The sequence below is a fragment of the Ruegeria sp. BJ6 genome (assembly GCF_056537885.1).
Map to the genome: position 1 here is coordinate 594387 of NZ_JBQFSG010000001.1, position 13994 is coordinate 608380.

The following is a 13994-nucleotide window of genomic DNA, read 5'->3' on the forward strand; positions in this document are numbered from 1 at the left end:
GGCTCACTTGGTTGCAGCGTCGACAACCGGACGCCATTTGCCTTCGTTTTCGGCCATCCATGCGGCGACCACTTCTTCGACTTTGCCACCGTCAACGTCGATCGCACCCATCATCGGCTGCTGGTCTTCGACCGCCAGCTGATAGTTGGTCAGGATTTCATAAGCGGCAGGCCACTTTTCTTCCATGCCACTCCAACCGGCCTTGAAGATGCGCGAAGGCGAAAAATCGCAATCGTTGACTGCATTTGGGTTCGGACCCCATGCCGGATCGCTGAAGCACGCTTCTTCGCCCGGAGGCAGATCAACGAATTTCACGTCATAGGCCGACATCGCCCAATGCGGCTGCCAGAAGGTGATGAGCAGCGGTGACTTGCGCTCGGTCGATGCGCGCAGTTCCGCGATCAATGCGCCCTCGGAGCCTGCAGGAACCGCCTTGAACGGCAGGTCCAAACCGGTCATCCGATCCGCGCCGGGTGTACCCCAATCTGCGGGGTAATCAACAAGACGACCACCGGGTAGCGTTTCGGCTGTAGCAAAGACCTGCGCACAATCCTTCAGTGCTTCCCATGCGGGCAGGCCCGGGCACAGGTCTGCGACGTGCGCCGGGTAAGCAATGCCTTCCTTGGCGTCGAGCCCCAGATCACCGATTTCAACAACGGTGCCTTCGCCAATTTTCTTGGCATATTCGTCCGAAACGTTCGACGACCAGATTTCCAGCGTCGCATCTATGTCGCCATCTGCCAGCGCCTGGAACTGGTTCATCATGCCTGCGGTGACATATTCGACATTGTAACCGGCCGCTTTCAGCATCTCACCCGCGACATGCGTAGTGACGTGCTGCCCCGTCCATTCGTTGATGGCCAGCTTGATCGGCTCGTCCACTGCGCCCATATCGGCGGCATAGGCCGAACCGGCGACCGTCATGGCCAATAGGCTTACGCTCAGTTTTTTCATCGATTAACTCCCTGTTTTATTTGTTTTTACTCATCCTGGCGGGCGTTGCCCCGCCGGTTGCGTTCTGCTGGTGTCAGTACCGTATCGCAACATGCACATTTTCGGCCACGAAAAGAAAGCGCTTAGTTTTATTCGTGACGCAGTACGGCGTAGTTGTCCGACAACCCGATTCCTTTTCTGTCTCATCCTTTTTGAACGCCGCAGCGCCAAAACCGGATTCGGCTCTTATGTATCGCCGGATATTGATTGACGGGTCAATCACAAACCGAAAATACCCCGTTTGTCGAGAAATACTTTGGGTCAACGGCATAAAAATTACGCCTCGCTTGGCAGACCAACCCTGCGCAGATACGTTTTGCGAAAGGACGGAGGATGCAACCATGCACCATTTCGATGAGATTTTCGGTCTGGCCGCGAACCGTCATGGCGGGGCGGAGGCTTTGGAGGCGACACTGAGCAAACCCAAAACTCAGGATGAGCTTGCGGCGATGCCCGAGGATCGCTGGTTGTCCGTTATTACCAAATGCGTGTTTCAAGCCGGGTTCAACTGGAAGGTCATTGAAAACAAATGGGACGGATTCGATACGGCCTTTGACGGGTTCGATGTCGGCCGCTGTGCCTTTATGGATGACGAAAAATTCGATGCGCTGTTGCAGGACACCCGGATCGTTAGAAACGGCACCAAGATTGCCTCGGTCCGGGACAATGCCGCCTTTCTGCTGGAATTGCGCGAAGACGGCGGCGCGGGCCGCGTTCTGGGTGGATGGCCATCGACCGATTATATTGGCCTTTTGGCGATGCTGGGCAAACGCGGGTCACGCCTTGGTGGCGCATCCGCCCAGTATGCAATGCGTTTTGCCGGGCGAGACAGCTTCATTCTGTCCCGTGATGTCACCGCGCGGCTGATCGCCGAGGGCGTTGTGGACAAGCCACCAACATCAAAAAAGGCCATGGCCGCAGTGCAGGACGCATTCAATATCTGGATGGAGCAATCGGGACGTTCATTGACGGAAATCAGCCGCGTACTTGCGATGAGTCTTTGAAAACGACTTGCAGAGACGACCGGGCGCATTAGGCTTCTCCGCATGATCCGATGCGTTATTGTTCTGTTTGTCGTTCTTCTTACCGCTTGCGGGCGCCCATTGACCGATACCGAACGCGCCTTTGTGCAGAACGTTCACGGCGAATCGCTGGAACTTGACCGTGTTCGCCTTGTCGAAGGCGCACCCGTCGCGCCAATAACCTTTCACCGCAAACCCCGCCCACGTGTGGCGTGCCGGGAAAGGATACTGCCACCGGTCAAGGAAGAGGTCGTGACCAGCAAACCGGCGGCGGTCGCGCTGTTCAACCGCGTCTTTTTCACCCGGGACTGGTATCTGGAGGATTATATGTCCGAATACCCGGACGAAATGAACCTGATCGCGGCGATGTTGCTGGCGCACGAGTTGACCCATGTCTGGCAATGGCAGAACCGAAAGGAAACCGGATACCACCCTCTGCGTGCGGCGGCTGAACACGGCTCAAGCGATGATCCCTACCTGTTTGACCTCGACACCTCGCCGGATTTTCTGAGCTACGGGTTCGAGCAGCAAGGCGCCATTGTCGAGGAGTACGTCTGTTGCCGCGCTCTGGATCCCGATGCAGCCCGGACCAGACGTCTTCACGACATGCTGGGGAAACACCTGAACCTTGCCGCGCTTCCGACAGATGGGCGCGAGAGCGACGTAGTCATCCCGTGGCGCGGCGCCAAGGTCGAGGGGATTTGCAGCTGAGCTGATATCGACACAGTCAGGCGGAAGTGGGCGCCACCGGTGGCTTAGCTGGGCTGCAACGTCTTCAGGTAGGCAACAAGATCCGCAATGGGTCGGCTGGTCATGATCGGTTGACCGTCTGGGGCCTTGATTGCGACATCCCTGCCCTCGAAATAAGGACCATAGACCGGCATCGGGCTTCCGTGGCTGACCAGCGGCTCGCGCCCGTCGATGCGGGCGACGACGCGGGCGGTTGGAAACGCGTCGGCGTCTTTCTGAAGTGCTTTCAGATTTGTTGGCTGAATCACCAGAACCCCCGCCATCGGTCCATGGCCGGTGGCGTCCAGACCATGGCAGGTCGCGCAATGATGCAGATACAGGTCCTCTCCGCGATTTGCGTCCTGTGCGAACGCAGTCGTTGCGCAAAGCGAAAACAGTGTTAACGCAGCAGCACCCACTTTGTTTGACAGCCTGCCCATCACGCCCTCCTCGTTGATCATGTTGAATTCCCTGCAATAACAGCCTTGCCCGGGACGCGTTCAGCCGCAATGATCCAGATCAACGATAGCTGACCAGGGAATTCGGGAAATGACTCACTATGCGGCCATCATGCTGGCTGCGGGGATTGGCGTGCCTATCCTTGCGGCGCTTAACGCGGCGTTGGGAAAGTTCGTCGGCTCTCCGACTGCGGCCGCAGTCGTTCTGTTTACGGTCGCGCTTGCGTCGTCAGCGGCCGTTCTGCTGTTGACACCGGGCGGGCAGGCATTCGCTAAAATGGCAGACGCGCCCAAACACCTGTTTCTCGGCGGTGTCCTGGTCGCTTTCTATGTCCTGTCGATCACGCATGTGGCACCTCATTTCGGCGTAGGAAATGCAGTGTTCTTTGTTCTGCTGGGTCAGTTGATCAGCACGGCCGCGATTGATCACTTTGGCCTTTTTGGCGCTCAGGTCACGCCTTTGAGCCTGATGCGCGCCGGGGGCATTGCCGTCATGGCGATCGGGGTTGCGATTACGCAACTGGCCTGAGAACTCCACCCTCCAACCGAACCGCACGGTCCATCCGTGCGGCCAGATCCAGATTGTGGGTAGCAATAAGCGCCGACAGCCCCGAACCGCGCACCAGATCCATAAGCGCACCGAACACCTGATCCGAGGTTTCGGGATCCAGATTCCCGGTAGGCTCATCCGCAAGCAGGATCTTAGGCCGGTTCGCCAAGGCACGACAGAATGCGGCACGCTGCTGCTCGCCCCCGGACAGGGCCGCCGGGCGGTGCGCGGCCCGGGGCGCTATGCCGACTCGGTCGAGCAGTTCCATCGCCCTGTCCTGTGCTGCACGTTCGGAGGTGCCGTTTGCTAGTTGCGGCAGGGTGACATTTTCGAGGGCGGTAAACTCCGGCAGAAGATGGTGGAACTGATAGACAAAGCCCACATCCCGCCGCCGGATTGCCGTTCGGGTACGATCGCCCTTGCCGGTCGCGTTGTTTCCGGCAATCTCAACCGTCCCGGTGTCGGGCGTATCCAGCAGCCCTGCAATGTGCAGAAGCGTGGATTTACCTGCGCCCGATGGCGCAACAAGGGCAACGGCTTCGCCCGCGCGCAATTCAAGATCGGCACCGCGCAGAACCTGAACCTCGCCCGGTTTGCCTTTCAGATAGGTCTTGGTCAAACCGCTCAATCGCAATGTCACATCATTCATAGCGCAGCGCCTCGACCGGGTTCAGCCGCGCCGCGCGGCGAGCCGGAAAGTAAGTGACGAAAAAGGACAATCCCAGAGATAGGGCCACTGCCTTGAGCACATCTGACAGGTGCAACTCTGCCGGCAGGGCATAGATGCCGCGAATGGACGGGTCCCAGACACCGCCCCCCATCGCATAGTTCACAAAGGAAAAGATCGTATCGATATAAATCGCAAACAGGCAGCCGAGGATCACCCCGAACACAGTGCCCAGAATTCCGGTAAATGCGCCGCAGATAAAGAACACGCGCAAAACCGAACCCTCACTCAGGCCGATGGTACGAAGAATGCCGATATCGCGTCCCTTGTTTTTGACCAGCATGATCAGGCCAGACACAATATTCATCGCGGCGATCAGAACGAGGATCGACAAGATGATGAACATCACGTTGTCCTCGACCTCAAGCGCACGCAAAAACCCGCCCGAAGCGTCTTTCCACGTCCAGACCTGCGTTCCATCACCTGCGGCTTCGAGTATCGGGATCAGTGCGGGCTCGAGTTGTTCCGGCTGGGCAACCATCACCTCGATCTCATCGGCGGCACCTTCACGATTGAAAAAGGCCTGCGCCTGAGCAAATGGCAGATACACCCGCGTGCGGTCGATATCGTACCGGCCTGCAGAAAAGACATAAACAATCTCATACGCATTCACCCGTGGCGACGTGCCGAATGCGGTTTTGACCCCGTTGGGAGAGGTCAGTTTAATACGATCACCTACGGTCGCGCCGATGGCGCGCGCGACACCGGACCCGATGGCGACGACATCCTTTCCATCCTCGAACTGCGAAAGGTCACCGTAAGCCTGTTCGCTTTGTGCGATCCCCGGCAGGTCCAGCAGATCATCGGGCCGGATGCCAAATACCTGAACGCCGGAGCTGCTGTCGCGATTGGTGATCAGAACCTCACCCTTGACCAGCGGCGCCGCGCGCTCCACGCCCGGTACCTGCTGAATGCGCTCGGCCATTCCGTCGAAATCCGCGATAGTGCGATCAACCCGCCCCTGCGCATCCACCTCGCCTATCGAATAGACGGTAACATGGGCATTAGCCCCAAGGATCGTGCCCACGAATTCCGAACGAAATCCGGAACGAACCGCCAGCGTCGCAATAAGGGCAAAGACCGCCAACGTGATCCCGATGAGGGAGATCCACGTCATGACGCTGACCCCGCCTTCGGCACGGCGAGCACGCAGATAGCGCCAGGCGATCTTCCATTCAAAAGGTGCAAAAGGAGGAGGAGTTACGGCCATTGCTGCTCCGGCAAATCAGATCGGGCGACCCTTGTCCCAAAAGCTTGAGCGGTCAAGTCAGATACCCCGATTGGCAAAACCGCTTCAAGCCGAAAGCGCCAATAAAAAGGCGAACAATGGACGCGTCCCGATCCAATGATTCGTCTGGCGTGCACCTTTCAGGAACAGACATGAGAGCTAAATCCCTCACAGCGCGTGGGATTTTGTTTCAAACATGTAAACAAAGTGAGAATGTGAGCGCCAACTGAGTTCGTTTTGCAACGAAAATAGGGTAATATAGTTTCACGTTTTGCCTAATCTGCGAAATTTTGTCACTCTGCCAAGTGGGGGAACACATTAACCAGTACCAGAGCGGGGGGTCGCTCATGAATTTTCAAGAGGAATTAGTTAGCCCCGGAATGGCCGGGATTGAAAACAAATCAGCTGAGCTTGATTGCGAAACCGCCGCGTTGCTGCGGGCGTCCATCAGACCGCTTTTCACAAACGCCGCAAACTGGGGCGCATTGTCCGACATCCTGCGCGAAAAGGGATACAGCCTTGCGTTTCGGGATGGACGTTTGTGCCTGACCGATCAGGCGACGGGTGGCCGGATTTGCGGGCTGAAATTTCTGGGCTTTGAACTGCGCGAACTGGTGCGGCGAATGGGCCGCCCGATGGTTATCGCCCGCGGTGATCATGCGGATGGCGACCTGATCATCGCCCGCCCTGATCCGAAGCTGCGGGAAAGCTGAACAGACCGGGTTGACGAGTCGAGCAGCGTCGTCCAGCCGTCAGATTCGGTTTGCCCTTTGGCGTTGCCACGCATTCCTGCGAAAGAACTTTCTGATCTTGTACTTGGTGCGCGACTTTGCGCGCTCGCTCATGAACTCTTCACCCGCATCTTCGGCGATGACATCCGTCAATAATACCTCGGCGTCCCAGGGATCATACGGCACAAGCCTGCGTTCCTTGAGAGAAGGACGATAGAACGACGTAGCAACATCGTTGAACATGGTCGCGGCGAAAGACATGGACGAGTTGGATATGGCCACCTGCCGGGCAAAGCACAAAGCCATGAAATCCGTTACAAATCCCGGAGACGGAAGGGGATGCGGCGCATCCTTTGCGGACACCGTATTGAACGCACCAAAGTCATCCAACACGCTGTCAAGATCATCACTGGCCACATAGACCGTAAGTTCGCCGACCTGTTCCCGCAGGGTATCAAGCCAATCCGTGTACCATTCGGAAGGTGCACGAAAGAAAATACCTGTCCCGTAATCACCCCGCCGCATATGCACCGCGACAACGGTCCCCGGCAATTCAGAAAACCAGCCCTGTAACCTTGCTGCATAATCGGAATACGGAGATTTGAACGAAAACTCACCCTGCAACCGATCCCGTTGCGGCGCGTAGAAACTGGTTGGAAACTGAAAATACCCGGACACGTCCGCGCCATCCAACGGGCCGGTCGCATTCCGTATGGGGCAATGCCGGGGATCTTGGAAATTCTCGATCAACTTCCGATCCGGTTCCGGCAGATTGTTGCGGCCCGGCTGAATGTTGAAAATGGAATCCCCGTCCCAGGGCGGATTTGCAAACTCCAGACCATATTTGGCTGCATGGAACGACAGGTACATGTATTGGAAAATCTGATTTCCAAATCGACCGTTGCCACCGATTTCCGCGTTTGTGATCAAATCCCTGCCACCTTACCCAGAGACGTCCCGGTTTAACGGCACCTTACTTTTCCGCCAAAACTGCCATGCCCGGCGGCGCGCCTTGCCAAGGCTTTCTTTCAGAGCGGGCCTGAGGGCATCGGGGAATTCATCGATGGATTGCAAGCTGCGACAAAGACTGAGGGGCATGTTTCCCTGATAGTACCAGCTCAGGCAATCCTCGACAGTGTAGCGCCCCGACAGTGATGCAAAACCGTTCATGAAATTGTACCACGCCATGGCGTAATCCTGTGCAACGCGCGCATCGTCCGCCGATGCGCCGCGCGATGAATATTCCGAGATCGGCATATTCAGATCGACACCCGTGGCGCCGCTGGCGAACATGCGAAGCACCAGATCATAATCCGATGCGACCGCGAAACTCAGATCATGCCCGCCAAGCCGATGAAACAGGTCGCGGTGGATGAAAACGGAGTTGTGCGAAAAGGGCATCCGCTGAAGAACCGCCCGTGGATCAGGGGGGCGGTCTTTGACAATCTGTCCGTCAGCGCCGCGTTCGACTGTCGAGCCATAGGCAAAGTCCGGCCCTCGTTGCGCCAGAAGGTCTGCCGCATCGTTCAGCGTGCTGTCCTCTGCAAGCCAGTCATCTGAATTGAGGAACAGGACATACGCTCCGCTCGCCGCTTTCACGCCACGGTTCATCGCGTCGTAAAGCCCCTTGTCCGGCTCGCTGTTGAACCGTGTGCGTGGAGCGCCTGTAATCAGGTCCTCGGCAAATTCGACGGTCCCGTCCGTAGAGGCACCATCCTGAATGATATGCTCGGCCCGAATACAATTTTGCCGCGCCATGCAATCGATGACGCGGCTGAAACTGTCTCTTCTGCCAGCGGACAAAAGGTTGTGGGTCGCCGTGATGACCGAGATCAGCGGCGCATCGCTATGATCAACCGGCGCGCTCATAAATCTCCGCGACTTTGGTGACGGCTTTTTCGGGGCTCAACTCTTCGCTTTCGCCAGTCCGGCGGCTGGTGAGTTCAACGACACCGTTCTTCAGACCGCGCGGTCCGACTGTGATGCGCCAAGGCAGACCGATCAGATCCATGGTGGCGAACTTGCCCCCTGCCCGTTCGTTGCGATCGTCGTACAGCGGCTCCAGCCCCAGCGCGGTCAGCGCCTTGTAAATCTTGTCACAGGCCGCATCCGCTTCGTCATCGCCCTGCTTGAGGTTGACGATACCGCAGTGGAATGGGGTCACGCCCTCGGGCCAGATAATACCCTTGTCGTCGTGGCTGGCCTCGATGATCGCGCCGATCAGGCGGCTAACGCCGATACCGTGGCTGCCCATATGGACCGGAACCGGCTTGCCATCAGGCCCCTGCACGGTTGCGCCAAGAGGCTCGGAATATTTGGTGCCGAAGTAGAAAATCTGCCCCACCTCGATCCCGCGTGCCACACGACGGCGTTCTTCGGGGATCTGGTTGAACAGCGCCTCGTCATGCGTTTCGTCGGTGCGCGCGTATTTCGAGGTGAACTCTTCCAGAATGGCCTGACATTGTTCGCGGTTGTCATAGTCGATCTCGCGATCACCGAAGGTCAGATCGGTAACGGCACTGTCGTAGAAGACTTCGGATTCACCGGTGTCCGCCAGAACCAGAAATTCGTGCGTATCGTCGCCACCGATCGGGCCCGAATCCGCGCGCATCGGAATGGCCTGCAGGCCCATACGCTCATAAGTACGCAGGTAGCTGACAAGGTGACGGTTGTAGGCGTGCAGCGCGTCTTGTTTGGTCAGGTCGAAGTTGTAGCCGTCTTTCATATAGAACTCACGCCCCCGCATCACGCCAAAGCGCGGGCGGATTTCGTCGCGGAATTTCCACTGGATTTGGTACAGGGTCAGCGGCAGATCCTTGTAGCTGTTAACGTGGCCGCGAAAGATGTCGGTCACAAGTTCCTCGGCCGTCGGCGTATACAGCATGTCGCGCCCGTGCCGGTCCTGCATCCGCAGCATTTCCTGACCATAGTCGTCATAACGGCCAGATTCGCGCCACAGGTCTGCCGATTGCAGGATCGGCATCTGGATCGCGATGTGACCCGCACGCGCCTGCTCCTCGTGCACGATGTTTTCCAGCTTGCGCAGCACTTTGAAACCCAGCGGCAGCCAGGAATAGATACCGGCGGCGGCCTGCTTGATCATCCCGGCGCGCAGCATCAGCCGGTGGCTGACGATCTGAGCCTCGGAAGGGTTTTCCTTGAGAACGGGCAGAAAGTAACGGCTGAGGCGCATTGATGGACCTTTAAAGGTGTGAATTCGACTTCAAAGGTGCTTAGTCCAAACCCCCGGCGGGGGCAATCGGCCTTTGGCGTTTTTGCGACCTAGGGTCAGTCGGTTTTTTGATTGACCAGCCAGTCACAGAGGCCAAATGTGACAGGAACGTAAAATACGAGGCCCCGATGCAAACCATACATGAGCCCGCGCGCGAGATTCCCGTCGTTCACAAAACGGATGTGCTGGTTGTCGGTTCCGGCCCGGCAGGGTTGGCCGCAGCCTTGGCCGCTGCCCGGGCCGGGGCCGAAGTGTCGCTGATGGACAGGTTCGGCTGCATGGGCGGCAACATCACCGCTGTCGGCGTTGAAGGATTCGCGTGGTACCGGCACGAACAGACTGTCGAGGCAGGCGGGATCGGCCTGGAATTCGAAACCCGCGCCCGGGACATGGGCGCCGCCGTGCCGGAAAGCCAGTCACTCAGCTATGAGCTGGACAGCGAAGGGTTCAAGCTGGTGGCCGACAAGCTGGTCGAAGAGGCCGGTGTGCATCCGATGCTGCATCGCCAATTCGTCGCGCCGATTATGGATGGCAATCGAATTACCGGGGTCATCACCGAATCCAAGGCGGGGCGAGAGGCGATACTGGCCAGAATCGTCATTGACGCGACCGGTGACGCGGATGTGGCGCACCGTGCAGGGGCGCCAACCTTTAAAACCGCGCCGGAGCAAATGATGGCAGCCTCGGTCATGTTCCATCTTGCCGGGGTGGACAAACGCGCCTTCATGGAAGGGATCAAGGCTGATCCGCAGACCTACAAGGACTGGGGTGGCGGCGGTGAATGGAACATCGAAACCTCGGGCAAAGAGGACGACATGTTTTCGCCCTTCATCAAAAAGCCATTCGCTCAGGCCATCGAGGAAGGGCTGATCCCGGCGCATCTGAACACCATTGCAGGCACTTGGGGCGCGATGCATGACACGGGTGAGCTGACCTACATGAACCTAATCCATCTGGATGGGGTCGATGGCACTGACCCGGACAGCCTAACCCGGGGCGAGATCGAAGGGCGCCGCCAATCTATGCTGGCCATTGAGGCGTTGAGGCGTTTTATGCCGGGCTGCGAAAATGCGCGGCTGCGGAATTTCGGGATGACCGTTGGTATCCGGGACACGCGCAAGATCGACGCCGCGTACAACATGACCGAGGATGACGTCCGCCATCAGGGCCGGTTCGAGGATACCATCGGCATCTACCCCGAGTTCGTCGACGGATACGGCATCCTGATCCTGCCGACCACGGGCCGATACATGCAAGTCCCCTATCGCTCGATGCTGCCCAAAGGCGTTCAGGGGCTGCTGGTTGCCGGCCGATCACACGGATCGGACCGCATCGCCCATGCCGCAACGCGCAACATGGCCTGTTGCGCTGTCATGGGCCAAGGGGCGGGTATCGCCGCAGCCGTCGCGTTGAAAAGCAATCGAGATCTCGACACGCTGGATTTGGAACCGGTGCGCAACGAGTTGAACAGACAAGGTGTGAGAATTCACTGATGGAACACATCCCGACGATTGACATCTCGCCGCTGCGCGACCGCAACCATCCCGGCTATGACGCGACTGTTGGGCAAATCCTGAATGCCTGTACCGGGATCGGTTTCCTTTCGATCACCGGAACTGGCATTTCGCAGGAAGTGGTCGACAATGTGCGCGCCTGTGTCCGGGCTGTTTTTAGCATCGAGGAACAGAGCAAGTGGGATCAGGCCATCACCCGCGACAATTATCGCGGCTATATTCCGATGGGTTTTTTCACCCCAAATGACGGTTCGGGCAAGGCCGACAAATACGAAGGCTACAAGCTGCATTTTGAAGCCGATGAAGATGCAAGCATTCGGAAGGACTGCGCGCTTTATGGCCCGAACCTTTGGCCACGTGAGGTGCCGCAGGCACGCGATGTCTTTTTGGATTATTGGACCCGACTGGACGGGGTCGCCGATATGCTACTGGGCGCCTTGGAAGACGGGTTGAGCCTGACACACGGTGCTTTGCGCGACGCGTTCACGAACCCGATGACCAACATGACCTTGTTGCACTATCCCCCACAGGCCCCGGATGAAGGCGGGTATGGCATCCACCCGCACAAGGATACCGACGCCCTGACCATCATCGCCCCGGACCCGGTGGGCGGGCTGGAGGTGCAGACCCGGGATGGCGGCTGGATCACTCCGGATTGCCCCCCCGGCGGTTTTGTCGTGAATATCGGCGATATGTTGGAGCTGTGGTCGGGCGGGCGCCTGAAATCAACGCCGCATCGCGTGGTCAACACGTCCGGAATGGAACGGTACTCCTTCCCCTATTTCGCCGTACCGCGCCATGATGTAATCGTTGCGCCCCTGTTGCCGCCCCTGCCCGGGTTCGACCGGCCCGCCGTTCATTGTGGTCACTGGTCGGCCGAGATCTGGCGCACCAACTGGCCGGACGAAGAAGCGGATGATCACACGCCGGAACTGGGCACGTTGCACGTGTGAAAGGCAAAACCTCAATCGCATGAACCGCTTGCATCGCGCGCGCCCTTAGGCCAAGAAATAGGGCAAGAGCTGCAACAAGGGAATGCGCGATGGCTTTGCCGGTGAAAGATCAGCTCAGGTATTGGGGCATTGCGACCGTTGTTTTCGTCCTGATCCTTTGGCTGCTTGGCGACGTTCTGCTGCCGTTTGTAATTGGTGGGGCGATTGCCTATTTTCTGGATCCGGTCGCGGATCGGTTGGAGAAAATGGGCCTGTCCCGCATGGCGGCAACTGCGATCATCACCATATTCGGGATATTGCTGTTCGTGCTTTTGGCCCTGATGGTCATTCCGGCGCTGATCACGCAGCTGATCGATCTGGTTGAAGTGCTGCCCAGCCTATTTCAGGAGCTGCGCGGCTTTATCGAAAAGCAGTTTCCGGCGCTTCTGGACCGGGAATCCAACACACACCAATTCCTGGTTTCGCTGGGCGAAACCCTGAAATCCAAGACGGGTGAAGTGCTGCAAACCGTCGTTGCATCTCTCGGGTCGGCGGTGAATGTGGTTGTATTGCTGGTAATCGTACCGGTCGTCACTGTCTATCTGTTGCTCGACTGGGACCGGATGATCGCACGGATCGACGAATTGCTGCCGCGTGATCATGCCCCGGCCATCCGCCAGCTTGCCGGAGATATAGACAAGGTTCTTGCCTCATTCGTGCGCGGAATGGGGACCGTCTGTCTGATTTTGGGAACGTATTACGCCATCGCGCTGATGATCGTGGGTCTGCAATTCGGGCTGATTGTCGGGTTTATTGCGGGTCTGGTCACTTTCATCCCCTATCTCGGGGCGCTGATCGGTGGTTCGCTGGCCATTGGCCTTGCCCTGTTTCAGTTCTGGGGCGACTGGGCCTCGATCGGGCTGGTCGCCGGTATTTTCGCATTGGGTCAGGTGACCGAAGGCAATTTCCTTACGCCCAAGCTGGTGGGCAGCTCCGTGGGGTTGCACCCGGTCTGGTTGCTGCTGGCCCTGTCCGTGTTTGGCGCGCTGTTCGGATTTGTCGGCATGCTGATCGCCGTTCCGGTCGCGGCCGCACTTGGAGTGCTTGCAAGGTTCGCCACTTCGCAATATCTGACGAGCCGCCTCTATACGGGCTTGAGCGCGCGGGATCAGGATAACCACTGAATGGCAAGACAACTGAGCTTTGACCTTCCGGCGAAAACCGCGCTGGGACGAGAGGATTTTTTCGTCTCACCGGCGAATGCGCTGGCCGTGGCCATGATTTCAGCGACGTCCTGGCCCGGAAACAAGCTGGTGCTGAGCGGACCGGCAGGTGCAGGCAAAACCCATCTGGCACATGTCTGGGCCGGTGAAACCGGTGGTCGGATCGTACAGGCATCCGAAATTCGTTTCGACGATGTTCCCGCCCTGTCCCGAACGCCGATCGCGGTCGAGGATGTGCCGATGATCGCAGGCGACCCTGAGCAACAGAAGACCCTGTTTCACCTGCACAACCTCGTTCTTGCCGAAGGCAACGCGCTGCTGATGACCGGGCGTCTGGCACCCAACCTTTGGCAACTACCACTGGCTGATTTGCAAAGCCGGGTTGCGGGTGCGCATCATGTGGCGCTTGACCCGCCTGACGATGCCCTGTTGTGCGCGGTGCTGGCAAAACTTTTCGTCGACCGTCAGCTCAATCCCGGTCCTGACGTGATTTCCTACCTCGTCAAGCATATGGACCGCAGGTTCGAAACCGCAGCGGAACTTGTCGAACGGCTTGACCACGTGGCGCTGTCCGAAAAACGCGAGATTACGCGAACGCTGGCCAGCCGGGTGCTCAATAATGACGCAGGCGCATCCGACAATTGACCGGGCATTC

15 protein-coding genes are annotated in these 13994 nt (G+C 58.2%); 8 read left to right on the forward strand and 7 right to left on the reverse strand.

What is annotated here, in order from left to right; genetic code table 11:
- Window positions 1-3 precede the first annotated feature (3 nt).
- On the reverse strand, window positions 4-954 hold the full coding sequence (locus ACR0D6_RS02815; protein WP_480764390.1) for an ABC transporter substrate-binding protein: 951 nt from the start codon (window positions 952-954) through the stop codon (window positions 4-6).
- Window positions 955-1334: 380 nt separating this feature from the next.
- Here ACR0D6_RS02815 and ACR0D6_RS02820 point away from each other — a divergent pair, with 380 nt between their 5' ends.
- Together ACR0D6_RS02820 and ACR0D6_RS02825 are read left to right on the forward strand one after the other, a co-directional pair.
- Window positions 1335-1997: a DNA-3-methyladenine glycosylase I gene (locus tag ACR0D6_RS02820; RefSeq protein ID WP_480764391.1), complete on the forward strand. Its 663-nt coding sequence runs from the start codon at window positions 1335-1337 to the stop codon at window positions 1995-1997.
- Between the two features lie 42 nt (window positions 1998-2039).
- Entirely contained in the window at window positions 2040-2726 is a 687-nt protein-coding gene (locus ACR0D6_RS02825) for a hypothetical protein (protein WP_480764392.1), read from the forward strand.
- 44 nt (window positions 2727-2770) lie between these two features.
- Here the strand turns inward: ACR0D6_RS02825 and ACR0D6_RS02830 are convergent, their stop codons facing one another.
- Window positions 2771-3184, reverse strand: a complete 414-nt coding sequence (locus tag ACR0D6_RS02830) for a c-type cytochrome (RefSeq protein WP_480764726.1) — start codon at window positions 3182-3184, stop codon at window positions 2771-2773.
- 109 nt (window positions 3185-3293) lie between these two features.
- On the opposite strand from ACR0D6_RS02830, the gene ACR0D6_RS02835 reads away from it, so the two are divergent.
- Window positions 3294-3731, forward strand: a complete 438-nt coding sequence (locus ACR0D6_RS02835; RefSeq protein ID WP_170650838.1) for a DMT family transporter — start codon at window positions 3294-3296, stop codon at window positions 3729-3731.
- Here ACR0D6_RS02835 and ACR0D6_RS02840 read toward each other — a convergent pair.
- Together ACR0D6_RS02840 and ACR0D6_RS02845 are read right to left on the reverse strand one after the other, a co-directional pair.
- A complete protein-coding gene (locus tag ACR0D6_RS02840) occupies window positions 3715-4401 on the reverse strand; it encodes an ABC transporter ATP-binding protein (protein WP_170650839.1) in 687 nt (228 codons plus the stop codon). The two genes, ACR0D6_RS02835 and ACR0D6_RS02840, sit on opposite strands and share 17 nt — an antisense overlap.
- On the reverse strand, window positions 4394-5689 hold the full coding sequence (locus tag ACR0D6_RS02845; protein ID WP_480764393.1) for a lipoprotein-releasing ABC transporter permease subunit: 1296 nt from the start codon (window positions 5687-5689) through the stop codon (window positions 4394-4396). The genes ACR0D6_RS02840 and ACR0D6_RS02845 overlap by 8 nt, the downstream gene beginning before the upstream one ends.
- A 365-nt stretch (window positions 5690-6054) precedes the next feature.
- Here ACR0D6_RS02845 and ACR0D6_RS02850 point away from each other — a divergent pair, with 365 nt between their 5' ends.
- Window positions 6055-6420 (forward strand): hypothetical protein, encoded by a 366-nt coding sequence (locus tag ACR0D6_RS02850; RefSeq protein ID WP_480764394.1) that lies wholly within the window; start codon window positions 6055-6057, stop codon window positions 6418-6420.
- A gap of 39 nt (window positions 6421-6459) precedes the next feature.
- Here the strand turns inward: ACR0D6_RS02850 and ACR0D6_RS02855 are convergent, their stop codons facing one another.
- From ACR0D6_RS02855 to proS, 3 genes are all read right to left on the reverse strand, one after another.
- Window positions 6460-7308, reverse strand: coding sequence for an O-fucosyltransferase family protein (locus tag ACR0D6_RS02855; protein WP_480764395.1), 849 nt, complete (start codon window positions 7306-7308; stop codon window positions 6460-6462).
- A 72-nt stretch (window positions 7309-7380) separates the two neighbouring features.
- A complete protein-coding gene (locus tag ACR0D6_RS02860) occupies window positions 7381-8307 on the reverse strand; it encodes a glycosyltransferase (RefSeq protein WP_480764396.1) in 927 nt (308 codons plus the stop codon).
- Complete coding sequence (proS, locus tag ACR0D6_RS02865) at window positions 8291-9631, reverse strand: proline--tRNA ligase (protein ID WP_480764397.1); 1341 nt, start codon at window positions 9629-9631, stop codon at window positions 8291-8293. Before proS ends, ACR0D6_RS02860 begins: the two co-directional genes overlap by 17 nt.
- A gap of 167 nt (window positions 9632-9798) precedes the next feature.
- Between proS and ACR0D6_RS02870 the strand changes: the two genes are divergently transcribed.
- The 4 genes from ACR0D6_RS02870 (at window position 9799) to ACR0D6_RS02885 (ending at window position 13984) form a co-directional block, all read left to right on the forward strand.
- Window positions 9799-11163, forward strand: coding sequence for an FAD-dependent oxidoreductase (locus ACR0D6_RS02870; RefSeq protein ID WP_480764398.1), 1365 nt, complete (start codon window positions 9799-9801; stop codon window positions 11161-11163).
- Window positions 11163-12137: an isopenicillin N synthase family dioxygenase gene (locus ACR0D6_RS02875; RefSeq protein ID WP_480764399.1), complete on the forward strand. Its 975-nt coding sequence runs from the start codon at window positions 11163-11165 to the stop codon at window positions 12135-12137. Before ACR0D6_RS02870 ends, ACR0D6_RS02875 begins: the two co-directional genes overlap by 1 nt.
- A gap of 89 nt (window positions 12138-12226) precedes the next feature.
- Complete coding sequence (locus ACR0D6_RS02880) at window positions 12227-13300, forward strand: AI-2E family transporter (protein WP_170650847.1); 1074 nt, start codon at window positions 12227-12229, stop codon at window positions 13298-13300.
- Window positions 13301-13984 (forward strand): HdaA/DnaA family protein, encoded by a 684-nt coding sequence (locus ACR0D6_RS02885; RefSeq protein ID WP_480448785.1) that lies wholly within the window; start codon window positions 13301-13303, stop codon window positions 13982-13984.
- Window positions 13985-13994 lie beyond the last annotated feature (10 nt).

Excerpts from the sequence above, each read along its gene's own strand:
- ACR0D6_RS02835 (WP_170650838.1), top strand. The coding sequence starts at position 3,294 with ATGACTCACTATGCGGCCATCATGCTGGCTGCGGGGATTGGCGTGCCT.
- ACR0D6_RS02870 (WP_480764398.1), top strand. The coding sequence starts at position 9,799 with ATGCAAACCATACATGAGCCCGCGCGCGAGATTCCCGTCGTTCACAAA.
- ACR0D6_RS02830 (WP_480764726.1), bottom strand. The coding sequence starts at position 3,184 with ATGGGCAGGCTGTCAAACAAAGTGGGTGCTGCTGCGTTAACACTGTTT.
- proS (WP_480764397.1), bottom strand. The coding sequence starts at position 9,631 with ATGCGCCTCAGCCGTTACTTTCTGCCCGTTCTCAAGGAAAACCCTTCC.
- ACR0D6_RS02840 (WP_170650839.1), bottom strand. The coding sequence starts at position 4,401 with ATGAATGATGTGACATTGCGATTGAGCGGTTTGACCAAGACCTATCTG.
- ACR0D6_RS02880 (WP_170650847.1), top strand. The coding sequence starts at position 12,227 with ATGGCTTTGCCGGTGAAAGATCAGCTCAGGTATTGGGGCATTGCGACC.
- ACR0D6_RS02820 (WP_480764391.1), top strand. The coding sequence starts at position 1,335 with ATGCACCATTTCGATGAGATTTTCGGTCTGGCCGCGAACCGTCATGGC.
- ACR0D6_RS02885 (WP_480448785.1), top strand. The coding sequence starts at position 13,301 with ATGGCAAGACAACTGAGCTTTGACCTTCCGGCGAAAACCGCGCTGGGA.
- ACR0D6_RS02855 (WP_480764395.1), bottom strand. The coding sequence starts at position 7,308 with ATGTACCTGTCGTTCCATGCAGCCAAATATGGTCTGGAGTTTGCAAAT.
- ACR0D6_RS02850 (WP_480764394.1), top strand. The coding sequence starts at position 6,055 with ATGAATTTTCAAGAGGAATTAGTTAGCCCCGGAATGGCCGGGATTGAA.
- ACR0D6_RS02860 (WP_480764396.1), bottom strand. The coding sequence starts at position 8,307 with ATGAGCGCGCCGGTTGATCATAGCGATGCGCCGCTGATCTCGGTCATC.
- ACR0D6_RS02875 (WP_480764399.1), top strand. The coding sequence starts at position 11,163 with ATGGAACACATCCCGACGATTGACATCTCGCCGCTGCGCGACCGCAAC.
- ACR0D6_RS02815 (WP_480764390.1), bottom strand. The coding sequence starts at position 954 with ATGAAAAAACTGAGCGTAAGCCTATTGGCCATGACGGTCGCCGGTTCG.
- ACR0D6_RS02845 (WP_480764393.1), bottom strand. The coding sequence starts at position 5,689 with ATGGCCGTAACTCCTCCTCCTTTTGCACCTTTTGAATGGAAGATCGCC.
- ACR0D6_RS02825 (WP_480764392.1), top strand. The coding sequence starts at position 2,040 with ATGATCCGATGCGTTATTGTTCTGTTTGTCGTTCTTCTTACCGCTTGC.